The organism is Thermostichus sp. OS-CIW-26 (genome assembly GCF_054058395.1).
In genome coordinates this window covers 1-17,700 of the sequence record NZ_JBSSAG010000050.1, presented here as the reverse complement: position 1 = coordinate 17,700, position 17,700 = coordinate 1, and the positions used below count along the sequence as shown (strand labels likewise).

Annotated in this window: 18 protein-coding genes and 1 pseudogene; 9 read left to right on the top strand and 10 right to left on the bottom strand. The window is 56.7% G+C overall.

The genetic code is table 11. The features are described 5' to 3' along the window. Positions 1 to 291 precede the first annotated feature (291 nt). The 3 genes and pseudogenes from ACVW0C_RS13550 to ACVW0C_RS13540 form a co-directional block, all read right to left on the bottom strand. Positions 292 to 457 (bottom strand): annotated as a pseudogene (locus ACVW0C_RS13550) (RNA-guided endonuclease InsQ/TnpB family protein); the annotation flags it as partial. A 94-nt stretch (positions 458 to 551) separates the two neighbouring features. Further along, the gene (locus ACVW0C_RS13545) at positions 552 to 1,373 is read right to left on the bottom strand and encodes an amino acid ABC transporter permease (RefSeq protein WP_457385921.1); all 822 of its coding nucleotides are present in this window, start codon (positions 1,371 to 1,373) and stop codon (positions 552 to 554) included. Then, the gene (locus ACVW0C_RS13540) at positions 1,370 to 2,233 is read right to left on the bottom strand and encodes an ABC transporter substrate-binding protein (protein WP_457385920.1); all 864 of its coding nucleotides are present in this window, start codon (positions 2,231 to 2,233) and stop codon (positions 1,370 to 1,372) included. The genes ACVW0C_RS13545 and ACVW0C_RS13540 overlap by 4 nt, the downstream gene beginning before the upstream one ends. A 428-nt stretch (positions 2,234 to 2,661) precedes the next feature. Between ACVW0C_RS13540 and ACVW0C_RS13535 the strand changes: the two genes are divergently transcribed. From ACVW0C_RS13535 to ACVW0C_RS13525, 3 genes are all read left to right on the top strand, one after another. Beyond that, a complete protein-coding gene (locus ACVW0C_RS13535) occupies positions 2,662 to 3,609 on the top strand; it encodes a sugar phosphate nucleotidyltransferase (RefSeq protein WP_457385925.1) in 948 nt (315 codons plus the stop codon). Between the two features lie 49 nt (positions 3,610 to 3,658). Further along, a complete protein-coding gene (locus ACVW0C_RS13530) occupies positions 3,659 to 4,369 on the top strand; it encodes a class I SAM-dependent methyltransferase (RefSeq protein WP_457385918.1) in 711 nt (236 codons plus the stop codon). A gap of 134 nt (positions 4,370 to 4,503) precedes the next feature. Then, the gene (locus ACVW0C_RS13525) at positions 4,504 to 5,046 is read left to right on the top strand and encodes an NYN domain-containing protein (protein ID WP_011429576.1); all 543 of its coding nucleotides are present in this window, start codon (positions 4,504 to 4,506) and stop codon (positions 5,044 to 5,046) included. On the opposite strand, the gene ACVW0C_RS13520 is transcribed toward ACVW0C_RS13525, so the two are convergent. From ACVW0C_RS13520 to ACVW0C_RS13505, 4 genes are all read right to left on the bottom strand, one after another. After that, positions 5,043 to 5,270, bottom strand: coding sequence for a hypothetical protein (locus tag ACVW0C_RS13520; RefSeq protein ID WP_457385916.1), 228 nt, complete (start codon positions 5,268 to 5,270; stop codon positions 5,043 to 5,045). The two genes, ACVW0C_RS13525 and ACVW0C_RS13520, sit on opposite strands and share 4 nt — an antisense overlap. A gap of 106 nt (positions 5,271 to 5,376) precedes the next feature. Continuing rightward, positions 5,377 to 6,255 (bottom strand): dienelactone hydrolase family protein, encoded by an 879-nt coding sequence (locus ACVW0C_RS13515; protein ID WP_457385914.1) that lies wholly within the window; start codon positions 6,253 to 6,255, stop codon positions 5,377 to 5,379. 399 nt (positions 6,256 to 6,654) lie between these two features. Further along, positions 6,655 to 7,056, bottom strand: a complete 402-nt coding sequence (locus ACVW0C_RS13510; RefSeq protein WP_414343270.1) for a YraN family protein — start codon at positions 7,054 to 7,056, stop codon at positions 6,655 to 6,657. Between the two features lie 23 nt (positions 7,057 to 7,079). Next, positions 7,080 to 7,202 carry a hypothetical protein gene (locus ACVW0C_RS13505; RefSeq protein WP_011429573.1) on the bottom strand — a complete coding sequence of 41 codons (123 nt, stop codon included), beginning with the start codon at positions 7,200 to 7,202 and terminating at the stop codon, positions 7,080 to 7,082. A gap of 411 nt (positions 7,203 to 7,613) precedes the next feature. Here ACVW0C_RS13505 and ACVW0C_RS13500 point away from each other — a divergent pair, with 411 nt between their 5' ends. Together ACVW0C_RS13500 and ACVW0C_RS13495 are read left to right on the top strand one after the other, a co-directional pair. Then, positions 7,614 to 8,249: a TMEM165/GDT1 family protein gene (locus ACVW0C_RS13500; RefSeq protein WP_414375085.1), complete on the top strand. Its 636-nt coding sequence runs from the start codon at positions 7,614 to 7,616 to the stop codon at positions 8,247 to 8,249. A gap of 76 nt (positions 8,250 to 8,325) precedes the next feature. Beyond that, positions 8,326 to 9,519: an RNA-guided endonuclease InsQ/TnpB family protein gene (locus ACVW0C_RS13495; RefSeq protein ID WP_457385923.1), complete on the top strand. Its 1,194-nt coding sequence runs from the start codon at positions 8,326 to 8,328 to the stop codon at positions 9,517 to 9,519. An 18-nt stretch (positions 9,520 to 9,537) separates the two neighbouring features. On the opposite strand, the gene ACVW0C_RS13490 is transcribed toward ACVW0C_RS13495, so the two are convergent. From ACVW0C_RS13490 to mgtE, 3 genes are all read right to left on the bottom strand, one after another. Then, on the bottom strand, positions 9,538 to 10,239 hold the full coding sequence (locus tag ACVW0C_RS13490) for an MgtC/SapB family protein (protein ID WP_457385912.1): 702 nt from the start codon (positions 10,237 to 10,239) through the stop codon (positions 9,538 to 9,540). Between the two features lie 27 nt (positions 10,240 to 10,266). Continuing rightward, positions 10,267 to 10,470 carry a DUF7219 family protein gene (locus ACVW0C_RS13485; RefSeq protein WP_238376758.1) on the bottom strand — a complete coding sequence of 68 codons (204 nt, stop codon included), beginning with the start codon at positions 10,468 to 10,470 and terminating at the stop codon, positions 10,267 to 10,269. 192 nt (positions 10,471 to 10,662) lie between these two features. Then, positions 10,663 to 12,042, bottom strand: coding sequence for a magnesium transporter (mgtE, locus tag ACVW0C_RS13480; protein ID WP_457385910.1), 1,380 nt, complete (start codon positions 12,040 to 12,042; stop codon positions 10,663 to 10,665). A gap of 923 nt (positions 12,043 to 12,965) precedes the next feature. Between mgtE and wecB the strand changes: the two genes are divergently transcribed. The 4 genes from wecB (at position 12,966) to ACVW0C_RS13460 (ending at position 17,611) form a co-directional block, all read left to right on the top strand. Continuing rightward, the gene (gene wecB / locus ACVW0C_RS13475; protein ID WP_457385908.1) at positions 12,966 to 14,102 is read left to right on the top strand and encodes a non-hydrolyzing UDP-N-acetylglucosamine 2-epimerase; all 1,137 of its coding nucleotides are present in this window, start codon (positions 12,966 to 12,968) and stop codon (positions 14,100 to 14,102) included. A 187-nt stretch (positions 14,103 to 14,289) separates the two neighbouring features. After that, positions 14,290 to 14,865 (top strand): ureidoglycolate lyase, encoded by a 576-nt coding sequence (locus tag ACVW0C_RS13470; protein WP_457385907.1) that lies wholly within the window; start codon positions 14,290 to 14,292, stop codon positions 14,863 to 14,865. Between the two features lie 577 nt (positions 14,866 to 15,442). Continuing rightward, positions 15,443 to 16,564 carry a cell division protein FtsZ gene (ftsZ, locus tag ACVW0C_RS13465; RefSeq protein WP_414522843.1) on the top strand — a complete coding sequence of 374 codons (1,122 nt, stop codon included), beginning with the start codon at positions 15,443 to 15,445 and terminating at the stop codon, positions 16,562 to 16,564. Between the two features lie 69 nt (positions 16,565 to 16,633). Continuing rightward, entirely contained in the window at positions 16,634 to 17,611 is a 978-nt protein-coding gene (locus tag ACVW0C_RS13460; RefSeq protein ID WP_457385905.1) for a D-alanine--D-alanine ligase, read from the top strand. The last annotated feature ends 89 nt before the right edge of the window (positions 17,612 to 17,700 follow it).

The following is a 17,700-nucleotide window of genomic DNA, read 5'->3' as shown; positions in this document are numbered from 1 at the left end:
AGGACTTGGGTCATGGTTCTATCATAACTTCTGCATTCCTCCCGACACTGACCCTACGGGTACAGTGCGGGGCTCCTGCAATTTCTAGCTGACGAACAGCTTTAAGTTGCATCGCTTCCTAACTTCCCTCTTCCCCTGGGAGTGGTCGCGGAAGCAGCGCGGAACGCTTGGGGAGTGTCCCAATCCAGTTTGGAATGGCTATGGCTTGCATGGCGAAGCCATACACTGTTGCCCAGGGCTGCAGCGATTGCATCCTGCTCGTTGCCAAACAGAATGGCAGTATCCCGCAAAGCTCTGATCTCTGACGCTGCGAAACTTCGGGTCTTTGCTCTCTCGAAAGGCCAACCCTGCCTCTTGAATGGCATTCCGCTTGAGGTGGCAGGGATCCTCTTTCACCCACTGCGGCAGGTCAGTGCAGGATGATGTCCCCCAGCTTTCTGGCTGTTTTTGGAGCCCCCTGCTATCGCGAACGGCACAGCCGGTCTTTGTGGGCAACCACAAACGTATGCAAGCAGACACCAAAGTAATGGCCGGATTAGAGTCAGGCTCCTCTAGCGGGCCAGGTACCGTTCCAAGCGTCCCTGGAAAAATGACAAGATTAACGTCAGCAGCCAGTACCACAGCGCTGCCACCACCAAAGCCTCAAAAAAATGTTGGCGCGGCAAACCCGCCTGTCGAGCCCGGCCCATCAACTCCTGCAAAGCAATGGCACTGGCCAGGGCAGTGTCTTTCTGCATGGCGATGAATTGATTGCCAATGTCGGGTAGGACAATTCGGAAAGCTTGCGGCAAAATGATGCACCACAGGGTTTGCCAGGGCTTAAGCCCCAGGGCATAGGCAGCTTCCCGCTGCCCAATGGGAATGGCTTGGATCCCGGCCCGGAAGATCTCGCTCATGTAGGCGCCATAGTTCAGGCTCAAGGCCAGCACTGCCGAAGTGAACGAGCCGAACACCAGACCCAGTTGCGGCAAAGCCTGGTAGATGAACAAAAACTGCAGAAATAGAGGTGTGCCTCGCATCAACGAGACATAGAGAGCGGAGAGGCTGCTCAGAGGGGCAATCTGGGAGAGGCCCGCCAGTGCCGACAAAAAGGCCAACGTGGTAGCGCAGAGGATGGAGACCAAGGACAGTTGAAAAGTAGTGCCCACCCCTTGCGAGATAAACCACCACCACTCGCGCACAAAGTTGCCGTTGAGACGCAAGGTACGGATGGGGATCCCGGCCAACTCCAACTGTACCCCGCTGAAGGTGAACACCAACAACAGCAGCCACAAAACCAACCACAACCCCTGGGCCACCGGGAACGGGATCCCTTTTCGAACCCGAGGCGGTGGGTAAATCGGCTGCTCCAGTGGGATAGAGTCTTTGCTCACTCAGCTTTTTTCGTCAGATCAACGCCGTAATACCGCTTTGAGAGAGCCGTCAGCGTGCCGTCGGCGTGCATGGATTCTAAAATTTCGTTGATTTTGGCTTGTAAGCTCTCAGAAGGGGCAGGGCTGGAGCGATCCAAGGCCACAGCCAAGGCTTCATAGTAGACTGGACTCCCCAGAGTTTTCAGGGGCAGCCCTTCCCGAATGGCATTTTCAACCGTCGGCAAAGCCGTCAAGACTGCATCCAAGCGGGTGCCATCCCCCAGTGCCAAGTCCTGCAGAGCCAGGCTATCGGTGTCGTAGATGCGAATGTCCACCCGCGGGGCTGGAACTTGGATGGTCTCTCCTTCCAGGGTGAGGTTGCCCTCCAGGTAAGCTTGGTAGGTGGTGGCGGTGCCCACCCCAACTCGCTTTCCTTCCAAAGCGGCGATATCGGTCAGGGTCGAGGCTTGGTGGACCACGAAGCTGGCGGGGGTGTAGTAGTAGGGAATGGTAAACAGCAGAGCTTTCTGGCGCTCGGCAGTCACGGTCATCGACCCGACATTGACATCCCAGCGGCCATTCCAAGATCCGGCGGTGATGACATCGAAGTTGATATCCAGAAACTCAGCCTCTACCCCCAAGCGCCTGGCAATCTCGCGCGCCACATCCACATCAAATCCTTCCCAAGTGCCGTCAGGGTTGCGGTAGCTCTGAGGACGGTAATTGGAGTCGGTGGAAACCCGGAGTACCCCGCGCTCTTGAATTTGAGCCAACAGGTCTCTGCTTTGGGCCAGCAGGGATCCCTGGTGTGTGCCTAGAGCCCAGCATCCGGCCAGGGTCAAGCAAAGGGCTTGTAGGGATCGGCGTCGAGAAACAGACATCGGCAAAACCTCAGATGAAGGTGAAGGGCAAACCCATTGGAATCCATCCAAGCTATCCAAGGCTGTCACAATTCCCGTTGCAAGGTAGTATCACCTGACACTGCCGCTTTGGGTGGCTATTCCCGACTGGGGCGAGCGGGTCGCAATTCTCCAAACATGCTCTAAAAAAGGCAAATCAACTGTCTCAGGATTGAGCTTATGAATCCCAATTGAGATTGAAATATCTCCTCCAGAAAGGCATCCCCTGAGACTTGCGATCAAGACTCGTGCTGTGTTGCCCGGGGGGGCAATCCGTATCCCTCTGTGGGCAACGGAGAATCGACGTTCTGGGTAGCAGAAAACATTTGGCTCGACCCAATGGATCCCCCTTAGCAATTGGGCGGAGAGGATGTCAATATCTTTGGAAGAGAACGGGGTTGAGGGTGGTTATGCAAGCGGTGATCTTGGCGGGTGGGAAAGGAACTCGTTTACGGCCCTTTACCTTTTTGCAACCCAAGCCTTTGTTGCCCCTTTTGGATGTGCCCTTTTTGGAGTGGCTGATCGGGCGCTGCCGCCGAGCCGGCTTGACGGATATTTTGCTCAGCGTGGGTTATCTGGGCCAACAAATTGAGGCTGCTCTGGGAGATGGCGCTGCTTTGGGGGTGAAGCTCCGCTACATTCCCGAAGAGACGCCTTTGGATACGGCAGGAGCTTTGGTGCTGGCTCAGCCCTATTTCACCGGGGATCCCTTGGTGGTTTTCAATGCCGACATCCTCACGGATCTGGATTTGCAGGCGTTGATGCAATGTCATGTGCAGAGCAAGGCCATGGCCACCCTCACCCTCGCCCGCGTGGAAGATATCACCGCCTATGGCCTGGTGGAAGTTGGGGAAGGGGGCCAGATCCAATCTTTTCGGGAAAAACCCACCCCTGCAGAAGCCCTCACCCTCACCACCGACACGATCAACGCCGGCACCTATGTCTTGGATCCGGCCATTTTTAAAGACTACCCCAGTGGGGATCCCCTCAGCTTTGAGCGGCGTGTCTTCCCCGATTTGCTCAGGCAAGGGCACCGGCTGCAAGCTTATCTCCACGCAGGCTACTGGCGGGATCTGGGCACGCCGGCCAGCTACTACCACGGCCAACTGGACATTCTCCTGGGCCGAATGACGGATTTTCCCTTAGAAAATGTGCAGCAACAGGCGCCGGGGATATGGGTGCACAAAACGGCTGAGATCCATCCCAGCGCTCAACTGCACGCCCCCTGCTACATTGGCGCCCACACCCGGCTGGGATCCCAAGCTCAGATTCCGGCAGGCACCATCCTCGGCAGCCACAGTTGGGTGAATGGATCCCTGCAGCCGGGAGCCTACGGGCCGAGAGTCCTGGTAGTGTAGGTTAAGTGCAAGTTAAGTCCACAACCATCCACGACAAAGCCATCAACAGATGGAGCTACCACAAACCGGGGAACGCTGGGATCCCTACCTTGCTGCCGTAGCTGCTCGCTTTAATCGGGAGCTGGAAATTCAACTGGGTCGGCCAGGTTGGCAACTTCCCCCAGACCTGGAGCAACTGCCTTTTTGGCAAGCCCAGCAGCGGGATCACCTGCAAGAACGCCTCGGGATCCCCTTTTGGCAACTGCGTGCCCCCAAAAAACGGGAAGCCTGTTTGGATTTGGGCTGTGGGGTAAGCTTCCTGACCTATCCCTGGAACGATTGGCAAGCCTACTTTTACGGCCATGAGCTGAGCGGTGAGATTGTGCGCTTTATTCGCTCGCGGGCACCCCAGCTTAACTCCAAGCTGTTCAAGTCAATGCAACAGGGATCCGCCCACCATTTGGAAAACTACGAGTCGGAGCAATTTGATCTGGCCATTGCCACCGGATTTTTGTACTACTACCCGATTGAGTACTTCGACGCGGTTTGGGCAGAGTTGATGCGAGTGTTGCGACCGACTGCACCTGTGATTATTGAAGTGGTCAATCCCGACTCGGTGTGGGCGGAACAATGGGGCCTCATCGAGCTATTCAAAGGCACCGAACCGATTTTCACCCCCCTAACGGAGTGGGAGCGGCGCATCGCAGCCTTGGGGGGCAAAATTCAGAAACAGGCCAGTGGCGAACTGTTCACCACCTATTGGATTCAGCGCAGACCGTGATCTGCTCACAACCGGGAAAGTATCGGAGCATTCGGAGTAGTGGGGTAACCTTTAAGGCTGGGTACTAAGATTAAAAATAAGATAAAGATTAAGATTAAGAAGTGTGATCCCGGACAAGGGATCCACCGCCATCCATGCAAGCCTCCTCTCCCACCTTCCTCTTGGTTGATGGCTACAACATCATCGGAGCTTGGCCCACCCTGAGCCAGTTAGCGCGTCGCTCCCTGATGGAATTGGCCCGTCTGCGCTTGGTGGAATCTTTGGCCAACTATGTGGCCTTCCGGGGCTACCAGGCGACCGTGGTGTACGATGCCTACGCCCAACCCACTCCAGCCCGGCAAGAGCGCTCCCCTTCGGGTATCGAGATCCTGTATACCTCCTATGGCGAGACCGCCGACAGTTGTATTGAACGGCTGTGTGCCCAGTTGCAGAGGGATGGGTGTCGGGTAAGGGTGGCTACCTCCGATCGTGTCCAGCAATTGGTGATTGGCGGCTACAACGCCGAATGGGTCTCGGCAGAACAACTGTGGGATGAAGTGCAGCAGGCCCAGCAGCAGATCCGGCGCGTCCAACCAAAACGGCTATCGAGCAAGCGGGGCATTGATGCCTACTTGGATGCAGATACCCTCTCGCGCCTAAACCGCTGGCGGCTGTCCGGCCAAGATCCCATGCGCTAAATGCCATCGTAGGGAACGGTGGGAGCTCCATACCAAAGATGCTCCTCATCTGGCGAGGCAGTAGGCAACTGCTCCTGTGAAGGATCCGCCGGAGCCAGCTCCTGCTCATCTACCAACACCAGCACCCGCACAACTCGATCTTTGGGCAATTGCTCCTGCGCCCGCATGGGCAAAATCAGTTGACCTTGGCTGTCGGTACGAGCCCAGAACTCATGCGCTTTCATGCTGTTTCCCTGAGATGGCTAGGAATATACCAGCTTGCCCCAAGCTCTGCCTTCGGCGCAGTCAAAAAAAGACTCCGTCCTGCCGACGGGAACAGATGAGATCCCATCATTGAGACCGGGATCCCTGGGCCAAGCCGTGTTCTCGAAACCAAGCCTGCAACCGTTCCCAAGCGTCACCAGCCGCTTCTGGGCGATAGGTGGGGCGATAATCGGCAAAAAAGGCGTGGGGAGCATCCGGGTAGATGATCAACTGCGATGGATCTCCGCAAGCTTCCAGAGCTGACTTCATGTGCTCCACCGTTTCCAAGGGAATGCTGGTATCTGCACCACCATACAAACCCAACACAGGTGCCTTCAGGCTGGCTGCCACATCCAGCGGATGCCTTGGGGTTAAGAGTGTGGACTCTCCCACCAAACGACCGTACCAGGCAACACCCGCCTTCAAGCCGGGTCGGTGAGCCGCGTACAACCAAGTGATTCGACCACCCCAGCAAAAGCCAGTAATGCCCACCCGCTCTGGATCCGCACCTGAGTTGCCAATTGCCCAATCCACCGCCGCATCCAAATCCGACATCACCTGAGCATCGGGCACCTGGGAGACGATGGCGCGAATCTCCTCAAGGCTCTGCAGCTGAGAAACATCCCCCTGCCGGAAAAACAGCTCGGGAGCCACTGCCACATAGCCCAACTTCCCCAAGCGGCGACAAATGTCTTGAATGTGCTCGTGTACACCAAAGATCTCTTGCACCACCAAAACCAGTGGAAAAGGGCCAGAGCCGGTCGGCTTGGCACGATAGCCAGGGATCTCGCCATCTGGGGTGGGAATGGTGACGGGGCCGGCTTCCAATCCTTCGCTATCGGTGATGATGGTTTGGGCAAAGATCGGCTGTACTGCCGAGGCAAACCCAGCAGCGACGTTGGCCAGCTTCAACTGACGGCGCTTCCAGCTGCTGGAGGATCCCCCCTTGGGTTGCTCCGCATACATAGGCCCAATCCTCAAAAACACAAACCCCTCTTCTCAGGATAAACAATATTTTGTCTGTAAAGATTCTTTCTACTGACAGTCTCGATGCAAATCTTGCCTATCCTGTCTGAGATCTGCATCGTAGAGCTGTTAAGATCGGCTCGGCACAGCGATGCTGATCAACGGAAATGCAACTCAAGAGACAGTTAAAAATCAGTTAAAAACCGGAAATCTTTGGGTTAAGCATTTCAAGAAGCATCGATGCCATCTCGCACTTTGGAGCTTATTTGGCAGTTGCCGAAATTGTTGGATGATGGCAGCGTTGGTCAGAGCCAAAAAGACAAACTGAGCGTTTGGCAATAGCAGCAAAATGAAAATTGTACTGGTGCAGATGGCATTGACAGGTGAGATAAGTTTGCTTCAACAAATCTCAAAAGCCGCTGGCAGGTAGTCAACCAAAGCATAGCTCACCCCTTCCCCAGAGGCCCGACGTTCTATCAGCGCAACATCAAAACGGCAGGACAACTCGGAGAGGTGGGGATGCTGGCTCAAGAAGGCCTGGGCAGCCCGGATCAAGCGTCGCTGCTTGGGGATCCCAACCGCCAAAAGCCCGCCTCGATCCCAGCTACCGGGGCTACGGGTTTTCACCTCTACGAAAATCAGCACATCAGCTTTGTGGGCAACCAGATCCAGCTCGCCCCAAGGGCAGCGCCACCGCTGGGCCAGGATCTGCCAGCCCTGCTGACAGAGATATTGCCGCACCCAGCCCTCGCCGACGTTGCCTGTATTCTGGAGGGAAGCCCTTCTGGGCAAGGGATCCATAAAAAAATCACCAGCGCCCGGCTCTAATGAGCAGAGCCATTGCCGTGATACTTGTCGGTGTCGTAAAAGCCGTTGCGGGTGCCGAAGTAGAAACTTGCCAGAGAGAGGACAAGAGCAACCCCCACCAAGACTAACTTTGCATCCACGTGGTTTTCCCCTGATTTTCTCCTCAACCGTGATCATAATAGCCTGCCGCTCCTTCACAATCCTCTGGTAAGCGATGCGCGGCACTGATATCGGCCAAGGCACAGCAAGTCTTGGGGGATCCCATTGGAGAGCTTTTCTTGAATGCTTGAATGAATGACTCCCACTGGGAGCTCAGCATGCTACCATTCAGACGGAAAGGGAGTAGTCAGGCGGCTTACCGCCCTCTGCATCGACATACTGGCTAAAAACAGCCCGGTGCAAGAGACAAAGCAAGCCCGGCAGGCTGCTTTGGTGACGAGACTTTCGCTGAGTTCACGCAGAGGTGAGCTTGGTGAGTCCGTCTGACTTTCCCAGCCTTCACCTCTAGGTGTGAACCGATTCCACACACAAGAGAGGTTGGAGGCTAGAAAATGTGGGCCGGTTTTTTATCGAGTTTGCTGCTGGTGACGGTAGCGGAATTTGGGGACAAAACCTTTTTTACCCCCTTGATTTTGGCGATGCGCCACCCACGCCGCTGGGTTTTTCTGGGGACATGGCTGGCTTTAGCGATGATGAACCTGCTAGCGGTAGGAACCGGGCAAGTGCTTTTTAAGCTACTGCCACCCTTGGGCGTGCGGGTGCTATCGGCTGGGGTTTTCGCCGTTTTTGGCTTGAGAATGCTCTGGCAAGCGTGCAGAATGCCACCTCAACAGGCATTACCAGAAGAAGAGGAAGCCCTCAGACAAGTGATGCAGGCAGAAGCAAAAGGAGTTGGCCGCGGGGGGGTTAGGGCCATCGTCTGGGAAGCCTTTAGTTTGATCGCCCTAGCCGAGTTCGGGGATAAAACCCAGATTGCTACCGTTTCCCTAGCCGCCACCCATCCGGGATTCAGTGTCTGGGCGGGGGCAACCCTGGGTCATGGTCTGATGGTGGGGCTGGCGGTGGTGGGAGGTCGTTTTTTAGCAGCTCACATCTCTGAACGCGCCGTGCATTGGGTGGGGGGCGGCTTATTTCTGGTGTTTGCGTTGCTGACCGGTTGGGAGCTGCTGGGATCCGGGATCAGCTAGAAATCGCAGGAGCCCCGCACTGTACCCGTAGGGTCAGTGCCGGGAGGAATGCGCTTTGATGAAGTACAATGAACTTATGAGCCAAGTCCTGACCATATCCTGTAAGCTCAAGGCGTTCCCGTCACAAGCCGCCAAATTGGACGCGACGATGGATGTCTTTGTGCAGGCATTGAACTGGGTCAACCAGAACACGCCGGAGAAGATCGTCAACGCGGTCAAACTGCAATCCCTTTGCTACTACGAGATTCGAGCCCGGTTCGGCCTGTCCAGTAACTTGGCTCAACAGGTGTGCAGACGGGTGGCGGGCGCTCGCAAAGTGGCGAGACAGCGCAACCGTCCGGTTAAAGAGTTCAAGCGTAGGTTCGTTACCTACGATGCACGTATCTTCTCATTTCGCGAGAAAGACTGGACGGTGTCGCTGACCACGGTGGAGGGGCGAGAGCGCTTTGAACTAGCCATTGGCAACTACCAGCGTGGGATGCTGGCTGGTTCCAACCCCAAATCTGCCACCCTAGTCCAGCGGAAGGACGGCTCCTACTCCATCCAGATTTGCGTAGAGAAAAACCCGCCCAAGCAACAAGATACGGACAGGGTGATCGGGGTGGACTTGGGCAGGACGGATATCGCCCATACGTCAGAGGGGGACAACTGGAATGGACAGCAGTTGAACCGAATCCGAGACCACTACTCCAAGCTGAGGGCGGCACTCCAACGCAAAGCCAGTAAGGGCACCCGCAGTTCGCGGCGCAGATGCAGAGAACTGTTGCAACGGCTGTCTGGCAAGGAAAGACGCTTTCAGGCGTGGGTCAATCATCGCATCTCCAAAGCTATTGTCTCTAGGGCAAAGGCGACAAATAGCGCTCTTGCTCTGGAAGACTTGACAGGGATTCGGGAAAGGGTCAATCAACAGCCACGCAGCAAGACAGAGCGTAGGCGGGCAAATAGTTGGGCGTTTTATCAACTCCGTCAATTTTTGGAGTACAAGGCTCTGCGTGCGGGGGTTGCTCTGATTCTTGTTCCGCCTGCCTACACGTCGCAGACCTGCCACCGGTGTTTGCACATTCATCCCGATCCTGCGCAATCCTACCGCAGTGGCAAGTCGTTCAAGTGTGGGCACTGTGGATGGGAAGGGGATGCGGATTTGAATGGTGCGAATGTGATTGCGCTTTTGGGGGCTGCTGTAAACCAGCCTAGAGGTTCGGGCCTGTTTTGTTCTCTGGTAGGGCAGAGCAGGCTCAGGGCTACTGAAAGCCCGCTCCGTACCGCTTAGCGGTCGGAGTCGGGTAGTTTACCCAAATTCCTGTTCGATGATCCGCCATCGGGCAGTGATCACGCCTGGCTCTAGGCTGAGGCGGCTGACGACAAGTTCTAGGGCCTGGTCATCGCGGGTTTGGGTGACCAGCTCTGCTTCGACTTTGACCAGATCAGGCTTGTCCTCCAGGTCTTCGCTGTAGAGGGCACGCAGTTTGAGATGGGTGGGAGCTATGCCTTGCAAGAGCAAGGCGCGGATGTGGGCCTCTGCTTGGCTTTTGCAGATGAACGAACACTCATAGACCAGTTCCAGTTCTGTGCCTTTCAAAGGCTGCTGGTTGATGCGGTAGCCTAGTGGACGCAGCACAACGTTGGAGATCAACACAGCTGCGGCCCCAATGGCAGCTTGGGGAATGTACCCCGATCCGGCAAAGGCTCCCACCGCGGCTGCACACCAGATGGTGGCGGCGGTGTTCAGGCCACGGACGCTGGCTCCTTCCTTGAGGATCACGCCACCGGCCAAAAAGCCAATCCCCGATACCACTTGGGCCGCAATACGGGTCGGGCTGCTTTCATCAGGGGTGAGAACCGAGAGCATGACAAACAAAGCTGCACCCGTGGCCACCAAGGTGTTGGTGCGTAAGCCGGCCATACGCTGCCGCCACTGTCGCTCCAGCCCGATCACGGATCCCAGGACAAAGGCAACGGCCAAACGCAAGGTGAAGTCAATCCAGGTCATGCTCCGGTTCTCGTGAAAGGATAAAGTTTAGCCATCCTCATCTGGGATCCCAAGGGCAGTGGCTTCCTGTTGCAAGGTTTGCCAGAGGGCTTCCAGTTGAGCAAAGGCGGATTCTGGGGCCAGCTTACCACCTGTTTCTAAAGCACAGGTTATGCCCACCCGATAGGCATACTGCTGCAGCCGTGACCGAAATTGAGCAGCAGCCAAGGGAGATAGAACTTTCAAGGTCATGGCACACCTCCTAAATGTTTGCTGTAACCCTTCGTTGGTCAAAGGACACCTCGTAAAAGTGCTCTGCGCCGCCGTCGCGATGGCCTTGTGGCGAGACTCTGAAAGGCTGATTTCTCAAGAAGGGCTGGATTATTCGTTCCTGGAACGCGCTTTGCCGGTGAGGTGCCCCCTGGATCCAGCGCCGGCGCAGCCCTAGAGCTCCACTTCAACCCCGACTAGCCAAGCCACCAGGGTGAAATACACCCAGAGGCCGGTGAAGTCTTTAATGGTGGTGATAAAAGGATCCGCTCCCGGAGCGTGGTCAAAGCCCAGCTTTAACATCACCCAGGGCAAAATGGCGCCCAAGATAGCCCCCAAAGTGAGGACAATGGCCAGAGCCAAGCCCACCGCTAGACCCAATTGTGGGATCCCATTGGGTGCCCCCTGCCAGAAGTAGGCAATCACCCCAGCCGCAACTCCTAGGATCCCGCCAATAATGGCGCCGATGCTGGCTTCCCGCAGCAAATAGGGGAGAAACTGCCGCACGTTGATGTGGCCCCAAGCCAAGCCACGGGCAAAGATGGTCGTAGATTGGGTGCCGACATTACCGCCCATATCCATGACCAAGGGGATGAAAATAGCCGCTGCCGTCACCGCCTCCAACACTTCCTCAAAGGTTTGGATCACTCCCCCCACCACCATGCCGCCAATCAAGGTGATGATTAAAAACGTGATGCGCAGGCGGACGGCATACCAACGGGAGCCTTTAACCAGGCGCTCGCTCCAAACCTTGTCTCGGCTGAGCAAGTTGCCCACCCCTGCTTGGGCCAGAGCGGCGTCGGTGGCTTCTTCTTCCACCAAGTTGATGACATCTTCAAAGGTGATATCTCCCACCAAGCGCCCTTCCGTATCCACCACCGGAATGGCCGGCAAGCCGGAATCTTTGAGCAAACGGGCTGCCTGGAGATCCCGGTCGGTAACCCGAGCAAAAATATCCGATCCCTCAATCAGCTCCCGAATGGGCAAATCCGGATCTGCTTTCACGAGGCGCACGGTGCGAACCAAACCTTTGTAGAACCGCTGATCGTCCACCACAAAAATCACATCCAGCTCATCGTCTCCCAGTTGAGAGTCCCGCACGCTGGCCAGAGCAGCCCCGACGGTGATGGTATCCCGTACCGACAAGTAGCGCAGGTTCATCAGCCGACCGGCACTGCGCTCTGGATAACCCAGCAAGATATTCACTGCTTCCCGAGCTTCTGGGCTGAGGTTGGCAATGAGGCGCTTGGTTACTTTGGCCGGCAACTCCTCAAACAGACGTACCCGCTCATCAGGTGGCAGAGCTTCTATGAGCTGGATCACTTCTGGGCTTTCCATGCTGCGAATGAGATCGGCCTGCTCTTCGGGCCGCAGATACTCAAACACTGCAATGGCTCTGTCTTTTTCCAGCAAGCGAAAAGCCAGTACCCGCTGCCGAGGTGAAATCTCCATCAACTGCTGCACCAGCTCGGCAATGGGAGCGCGGTTGGCCTCTCGCTTGGCGGCTTCCAAGGAAGCAGGGGTTAGGAGATCGCGAAGAACGTTGTGCCGCATGATAAACCTCCGAACGTTGGGGTCAGCCGGGATGAAGAGAACCAGGAGGTCAACAGCCAACCGGTGCTCCGAGGCTCACAGGGAAGCCCTGAAACCCTTGGATGGCCGCGCAGCAAGCCGTAGGTCTAGCGCCAGGCCTCCAAGCCCAGCTTGGATCGCAAGCGCCCAAGCCGATAAGAGGGACTCCAAGGGATCCCCAGGCCTGCGGAAACCTCAAAACCCGCAACGGGAAAGTCAAGGGGAATCCCCTCGGAATTACTCCTGATCTCCCCTTTTCTGAACAGGGCTGCACAAACCCATTGCTCAGGTAAGGCTCTGCTCAGCTCATCTGTTCGTCGCCGACTGAGAGAGCCACCCAAGTCAAAAGCTAGCCGGGAAAACTCTCCCACCCCTTCGCGTTGGCGAAACGGGATCCTCTCAAGCGACGACAGAAGCTGTCAGCGGGGAAAAGGAAGACACCAGTGAGAGCCCAATCTTCAAGAACGTGCTCCTCGAAGACCATCCACTGGTGGCTGGCGCTACAACTACCGGAAGCGTCCATGCTGTTGAACGTTTTCCTCCAAAAAGGTTAACCGAAACAACCCGGACAGCCAGAAGAGGATCTCTTCAGCCCCCTTTAGGCTAGTTGCAGGAGTGGGATCCCGTCAACCCTTTTTCTCCAGCTCATCCGGTGAAAAATTGGTGGGGCAGCTGGAGGGGTAAGATCGGGGTGAGCAGCAATAGCCCCCTTGTGGTTCCTCTCGTCTCGACATTGCCCTCAGCCTGACTCAGCAGAGTCCACACCCCGGTGGCTTGCGACCTTGAGCAACCCACGCCCTTCGCCGCCTCTGTTTTGTTAGTGGTTTTTGTTAGTGGTTTGTTGGTGGCCTTGCTTCAATGAGCTGCGCTTCCCATCTCCTACAGGTGCCGATGTCCTTGAGCTTATGGCCTCTCTTCCCCTCGTTGCCGTGATCTTGGGCACACGGCCCGAAGCCATTAAGCTGGCCCCGGTGATCCAAGCTCTGCGTGCCAGTCCCCATCTGCGCACCGAGCTGATCTTGACCGGACAACACCGGGAAATGGTGGATCAGGTGATGCGGCTATTCGGTCTGCAAGCGGATCGGGATCTGGCGATCATGCGCCCCCGCCAAAGCTTGACAGACATTACCGAAGCCACCTTGCGGGGCCTGGAACTCTACTTTCAAGAGCAACATCCTCAACTGGTTTTGGTGCAGGGAGATACCACCACCGCCTTTGCGGCTGCCTTGGCAGCTTTCTACCACCGCATCCCGGTTGGGCATGTGGAAGCCGGACTGCGCACCGATGATCTCTACAATCCTTTCCCCGAAGAGGCCAATCGCCGCCTGATCTCTCAGTTGGCCAGCCTGCACTTTGCCCCTACCCCCCAAGCCGTTGACAACCTGAAGCGAAGCCACGTGGTGGGATCCATCCATTGCACCGGCAACACCGTCATCGACGCCCTACTGCAGGTGGCCTCCCAAGGGATCCCCTGCCCCATTCCCGGCCTGGACTGGCAGCGCTACCGTGTCCTGTTGGTTACCGTGCACCGGCGGGAAAATTGGGGGGATCCCTTAACTGCCATCGGCAAGGCTCTGCTGCAGATTTTGGCCGAGTTTCCCGATACTGCCCTTCTCTTGCCCCTCCATCCCAACCCCTTGGTGCGGGATCCCCTGCAAGCCCTGTTGGGATCCCATGAGCGGGCTTTTCTCACTGAGCCTCTGGACTATCCCCTCTGGGTAAGCGCCATGCAGCGCTGTACCCTCATCCTCAGCGACTCCGGCGGCATTCAAGAAGAGGCCCCTGCCCTGGGCAAACCGGTGCTGGTGCTGCGGCAGACCACCGAACGTCCTGAAGCGATTGCCGCCGGCACCGCCCGCTTGGTGGGCACCCATCCCGAAGGGATCCTGAAGGCAGCCCGAGAATTGCTCACAGACCCGCAAGCTTATGCCCGCATGGCCCAAGCCCAAAACCCCTTTGGCGATGGCACCGCCGCCCGGCAGATTTGCCACATCATCGAGCGGTGGTTTAATCCGCAAAGCCCTCGAGAAGAACAAAGTTAAGAATTAAAAGTTAAGAATAAATAAGAATCAAAGATGTATAGACCGTTACCGGGAAAACCGTTTCTTTACCTATTGCTCTCAATAAGACAATTAATCTCAATAAGACAATTAATGACAATTAATTAAGATAGAAAGCCTGACTCCAATCCAATTGACCCCAGTCCAATCAAGAGCGAGGATGCAAACCATGAGCACGACTGCAACTGCCACCACCGTTGTCCGGGTGCCGATTGTAGATGCCACCCCAGAAAATGTGCAACCCTTCGGCCAACTTTTGGGGGACGATGTGACCAATCCTGGCCTGGGGATCCCCTTTTATCAGGGGCGTGTCCTGGAAGGACAGAACATCGACTTTCAATACACCGGCAGAGCCGTTATCCGTACGGCTAAGATCCTGCCCGGATATCCACCTGTGCTCTGGCTGGAGCGCCACATGCGTATGACCCAGTTGTTTGTCGGCCTGGGGCAAGAGCCGTTCATCATGGTGATGGCTCCTCCCAACCATCCCCAAGAAGCTCCCGATCTCGACAAAGTACAAGCCCTGCGATTCCCTGCCGGGCATGGGCTGCTGCTGCACCTCGGCACGTGGCACGATTTCCCCATTGCCTGCGAGCGCCCCGTTGTGGTGCTAACCGCCAACTCCGAAGAAGTGGTGGAAGCCCTGGCCAGCATGGAAGATGCCCACGAAATGAATCAGGGAGATGTATTCAAAATTTCCCTCCCCCAACGGCTAAAAGCGGAGATCCACCTAGAGCTGGTCTGAATGCAAGTCCGGATCCCTGAATCTCTACAGGATGCCAAAGCCTCAGTTCTACAAAGTGGCGCTCTATCAGCCTTTGGCTGGATAGGGGACTCTTCGCCTTAACTGGGCCTTGACTAGGGCCAGATTCTTGTACCGAAACCTCCCTTTGGACCCTTCTTCCCCTGCAAGGGTCTAAGTATTCGAGAACACCTATTCTTACACACAAAAGCTTCGAGACAAGTTCAGAGAGAAATGCCTCTAGGCAAGAAAGGCTACCTGAGATTCTGCCGACAGGCGTCTTTAGGAGGGCCGTATTCAGCGGGAAGATTCACAAACGTCGGCAGCGTTGGCATCTGGAGGGAGTTGCTCTATATTAAATCAGCTAGCATATTCGATATTTGCCAGAATTTAAGTTATTGTGAGAGCTGACATGCCATCCAATTGGTCAGACATCCATCCTCCCAATCCTGGGCAAGGGTTGGGTTCACCCCAGTCTGCGCCTTCCCATTGGAATGAGCGCCACAGGGGAGAAGGCTCTCATGCCGAGTATGAGAGGAACGGATCTCAGACCAGAGCGGCGGATTGTCCAGAGGACTTCATGCCGAGCAAGACCGCAAACGCAAAGATTAAGGTAGTAGGCGTGGGGGGTGGGGGTGGCAACGCGGTCAGTCGGATGGCGGCCAGCAACCTTGTGGGCGTCGAGTTTTGGAGCGTCAACACCGATGCGCAGGCCCTTGCCCAGTCCTCGGCAGTGAACCGCTTGCAAATTGGGCAGAAGCTGACTCGAGGCTTGGGTGCAGGTGGTAACCCGGCCATTGGCCAGAAAGCTGCAGAGGAATCCAGCGAAGAAATATCGGCAGCCATCAAAGGGGCAGATCTGGTCTTCATTGCCGCCGGCATGGGGGGAGGCACGGGCACGGGTGGAGCACCCGTCATCGCCCAAATTGCCAAAGCCAGTGGTGCCCTGACGGTGGGAGTGGTGACACGGCCTTTTTCCTTTGAGGGCAAACGCCGCAGCAAGCAGGCCGAGGAAGGGATCCAAGCGCTGCGGGAGGCAGTTGATACCCTGATTGTAATTCCCAATGACAAGTTGCTTTCGGTGATCTCCGAGCAAACCCCTGTCCAAGAGGCTTTTCGCGTTGCTGATGATGTGCTGCGGCAGGGGGTGCAGGGCATCTCGGATATCATTCTCATTCCCGGCATGATCAATGTGGATTTTGCCGATGTGCGCAGCGTGATGGCCGATGCCGGCTCTGCCTTGATGGGAATTGGCATGGGATCCGGCAAGTCCCGCGCCCGCGAAGCCGCCATTACCGCTGTATCTTCGCCGCTTTTGGAAACCTCCATCGAAGGGGCTAAAGGTGTCCTCTTCAACATTACCGGTGGGCCGGATTTGTCCTTGCATGAGGTCACGGTGGCTGCCGAGATCATCGCCGAGGCAGTGGATCCCGAGGCCAACATCATCTTCGGCACCGTCCAAGACGAGCGCATGCAGGGGGAAGTGCGCATCACGGTCATCGCCACCGGTTTCCAAGAGAAAGCCCGTCCAGCCACCATCCCTGCTGCAACCAAAGTTTCTGCCTCCAACAAGTCGGGGGTTCCTAAGCCCACTCCCACGGGCTCTGGGCTGCCGCCTCGACAGCCTCCGGAGCCTGAGCCGCCGATGTCTGGAGGCTTAGATATTCCCGAGTTCTTGCGCCGCCGACGGCCCCCTTCGTAGGGTAGGGTGAAGGTATGCTGGTATCTTGGTGCCGGTTGTTGAGGGTGGGGAGTGCTTTGGGGTTAGGCCATGAACATTGTTGTCTTGGCGGGGGGGCGTTCGGCAGAACGTCAAGTCTCTTGGGTAACGGGTAAAGCCTGCAAACGGGCTTTGGAGGACCTGGGCCATCGGGTCAAGGTAATCGACCCAGATGAGGATCTGCCTCTGCGCCTTTGGCAGGAACGGCAAGCCGGCTGCGACTTCGTTTGGATTGCCTTGCATGGCCCTGGTGGCGAGGATGGGGTGGTACAGGGAATGCTGGACTGGCTGGGCCTGCCCTACCAGGGATCCGGGCCGCTGGCCAGTGCTCTGGCCATGGATAAGCTGGTCTCCAAGCAGATCTTTCGCGCCGCGGGGATCCCTACCCCCGATTGGCGGGTTTGGGATGACCAAAACCCCCTCGCTTGGGCCGACTGTGCGGCAGAGTTGGGATCCCCACTGGTGATTAAGCCCAGCAACAACGGCTCGACGGTGGGCATCAGCATTGTCCGGGATGAGAGGTCATTTGCTCAGGGGCTGGAGTTGGCCCGCTCAGTCTCGTCGCGGATTTTTCTGGAGCGCTATGTTCCCGGAAAGGAGATCACCCTCTCGATCTTGTCCGGCCAAGTTCTTCCGGCCATTGAGATCATCCCCGCCCAAGGCGACTTCTACGACTACGAAGCCAAGTACGCACCCGGTGGCTCGCGGCATTTGATCCCCTGTTCCCTCAGCCCGGCAGGGTTGGCCCGCTGTGAGGCTGCAGGTCTGAAGGCCTACCAGGCGTTGGGGTGCGAAGGCTTGGCGCGGGTGGATCTGCGGGTGGATCCCGAGGAAAATCCTTGGGTGTTGGAGGTGAATACACTGCCCGGCATGACCCCCACTTCCCTCTGTCCCGATGCGGCGGCAGCTCTGGGGTGGACATTCACCGAGTTGGTGGAGCGGATGCTGCAGGATGCCCTGCGAAAGGCAAACTTGACCGGATCCCGGCGTTCTCAAAGTCCATCGGCGACTCTCGGCAACGCTCCGTAAACTACCCGACTCCGACCGCTAAGCGGTACGGAGCGGGCTTTCAGTAGCCCTGAGCCTGCTCTGCCCTACCAGAGAACAAAACAGGCCCG

Excerpts from the sequence above, each read along its gene's own strand:
- ACVW0C_RS13540 (WP_457385920.1), bottom strand. The coding sequence starts at position 2,233 with ATGTCTGTTTCTCGACGCCGATCCCTACAAGCCCTTTGCTTGACCCTG.
- ACVW0C_RS13535 (WP_457385925.1), top strand. The coding sequence starts at position 2,662 with ATGCAAGCGGTGATCTTGGCGGGTGGGAAAGGAACTCGTTTACGGCCC.
- ACVW0C_RS13530 (WP_457385918.1), top strand. The coding sequence starts at position 3,659 with ATGGAGCTACCACAAACCGGGGAACGCTGGGATCCCTACCTTGCTGCC.
- ACVW0C_RS13525 (WP_011429576.1), top strand. The coding sequence starts at position 4,504 with ATGCAAGCCTCCTCTCCCACCTTCCTCTTGGTTGATGGCTACAACATC.
- ACVW0C_RS13520 (WP_457385916.1), bottom strand. The coding sequence starts at position 5,270 with ATGAAAGCGCATGAGTTCTGGGCTCGTACCGACAGCCAAGGTCAACTG.
- ACVW0C_RS13515 (WP_457385914.1), bottom strand. The coding sequence starts at position 6,255 with ATGTATGCGGAGCAACCCAAGGGGGGATCCTCCAGCAGCTGGAAGCGC.
- ACVW0C_RS13510 (WP_414343270.1), bottom strand. The coding sequence starts at position 7,056 with ATGGATCCCTTGCCCAGAAGGGCTTCCCTCCAGAATACAGGCAACGTC.
- ACVW0C_RS13500 (WP_414375085.1), top strand. The coding sequence starts at position 7,614 with ATGTGGGCCGGTTTTTTATCGAGTTTGCTGCTGGTGACGGTAGCGGAA.
- ACVW0C_RS13495 (WP_457385923.1), top strand. The coding sequence starts at position 8,326 with ATGAGCCAAGTCCTGACCATATCCTGTAAGCTCAAGGCGTTCCCGTCA.
- ACVW0C_RS13490 (WP_457385912.1), bottom strand. The coding sequence starts at position 10,239 with ATGACCTGGATTGACTTCACCTTGCGTTTGGCCGTTGCCTTTGTCCTG.
- ACVW0C_RS13485 (WP_238376758.1), bottom strand. The coding sequence starts at position 10,470 with ATGACCTTGAAAGTTCTATCTCCCTTGGCTGCTGCTCAATTTCGGTCA.
- mgtE (WP_457385910.1), bottom strand. The coding sequence starts at position 12,042 with ATGCGGCACAACGTTCTTCGCGATCTCCTAACCCCTGCTTCCTTGGAA.
- wecB (WP_457385908.1), top strand. The coding sequence starts at position 12,966 with ATGGCCTCTCTTCCCCTCGTTGCCGTGATCTTGGGCACACGGCCCGAA.
- ACVW0C_RS13470 (WP_457385907.1), top strand. The coding sequence starts at position 14,290 with ATGAGCACGACTGCAACTGCCACCACCGTTGTCCGGGTGCCGATTGTA.
- ftsZ (WP_414522843.1), top strand. The coding sequence starts at position 15,443 with ATGCCGAGCAAGACCGCAAACGCAAAGATTAAGGTAGTAGGCGTGGGG.
- ACVW0C_RS13460 (WP_457385905.1), top strand. The coding sequence starts at position 16,634 with ATGAACATTGTTGTCTTGGCGGGGGGGCGTTCGGCAGAACGTCAAGTC.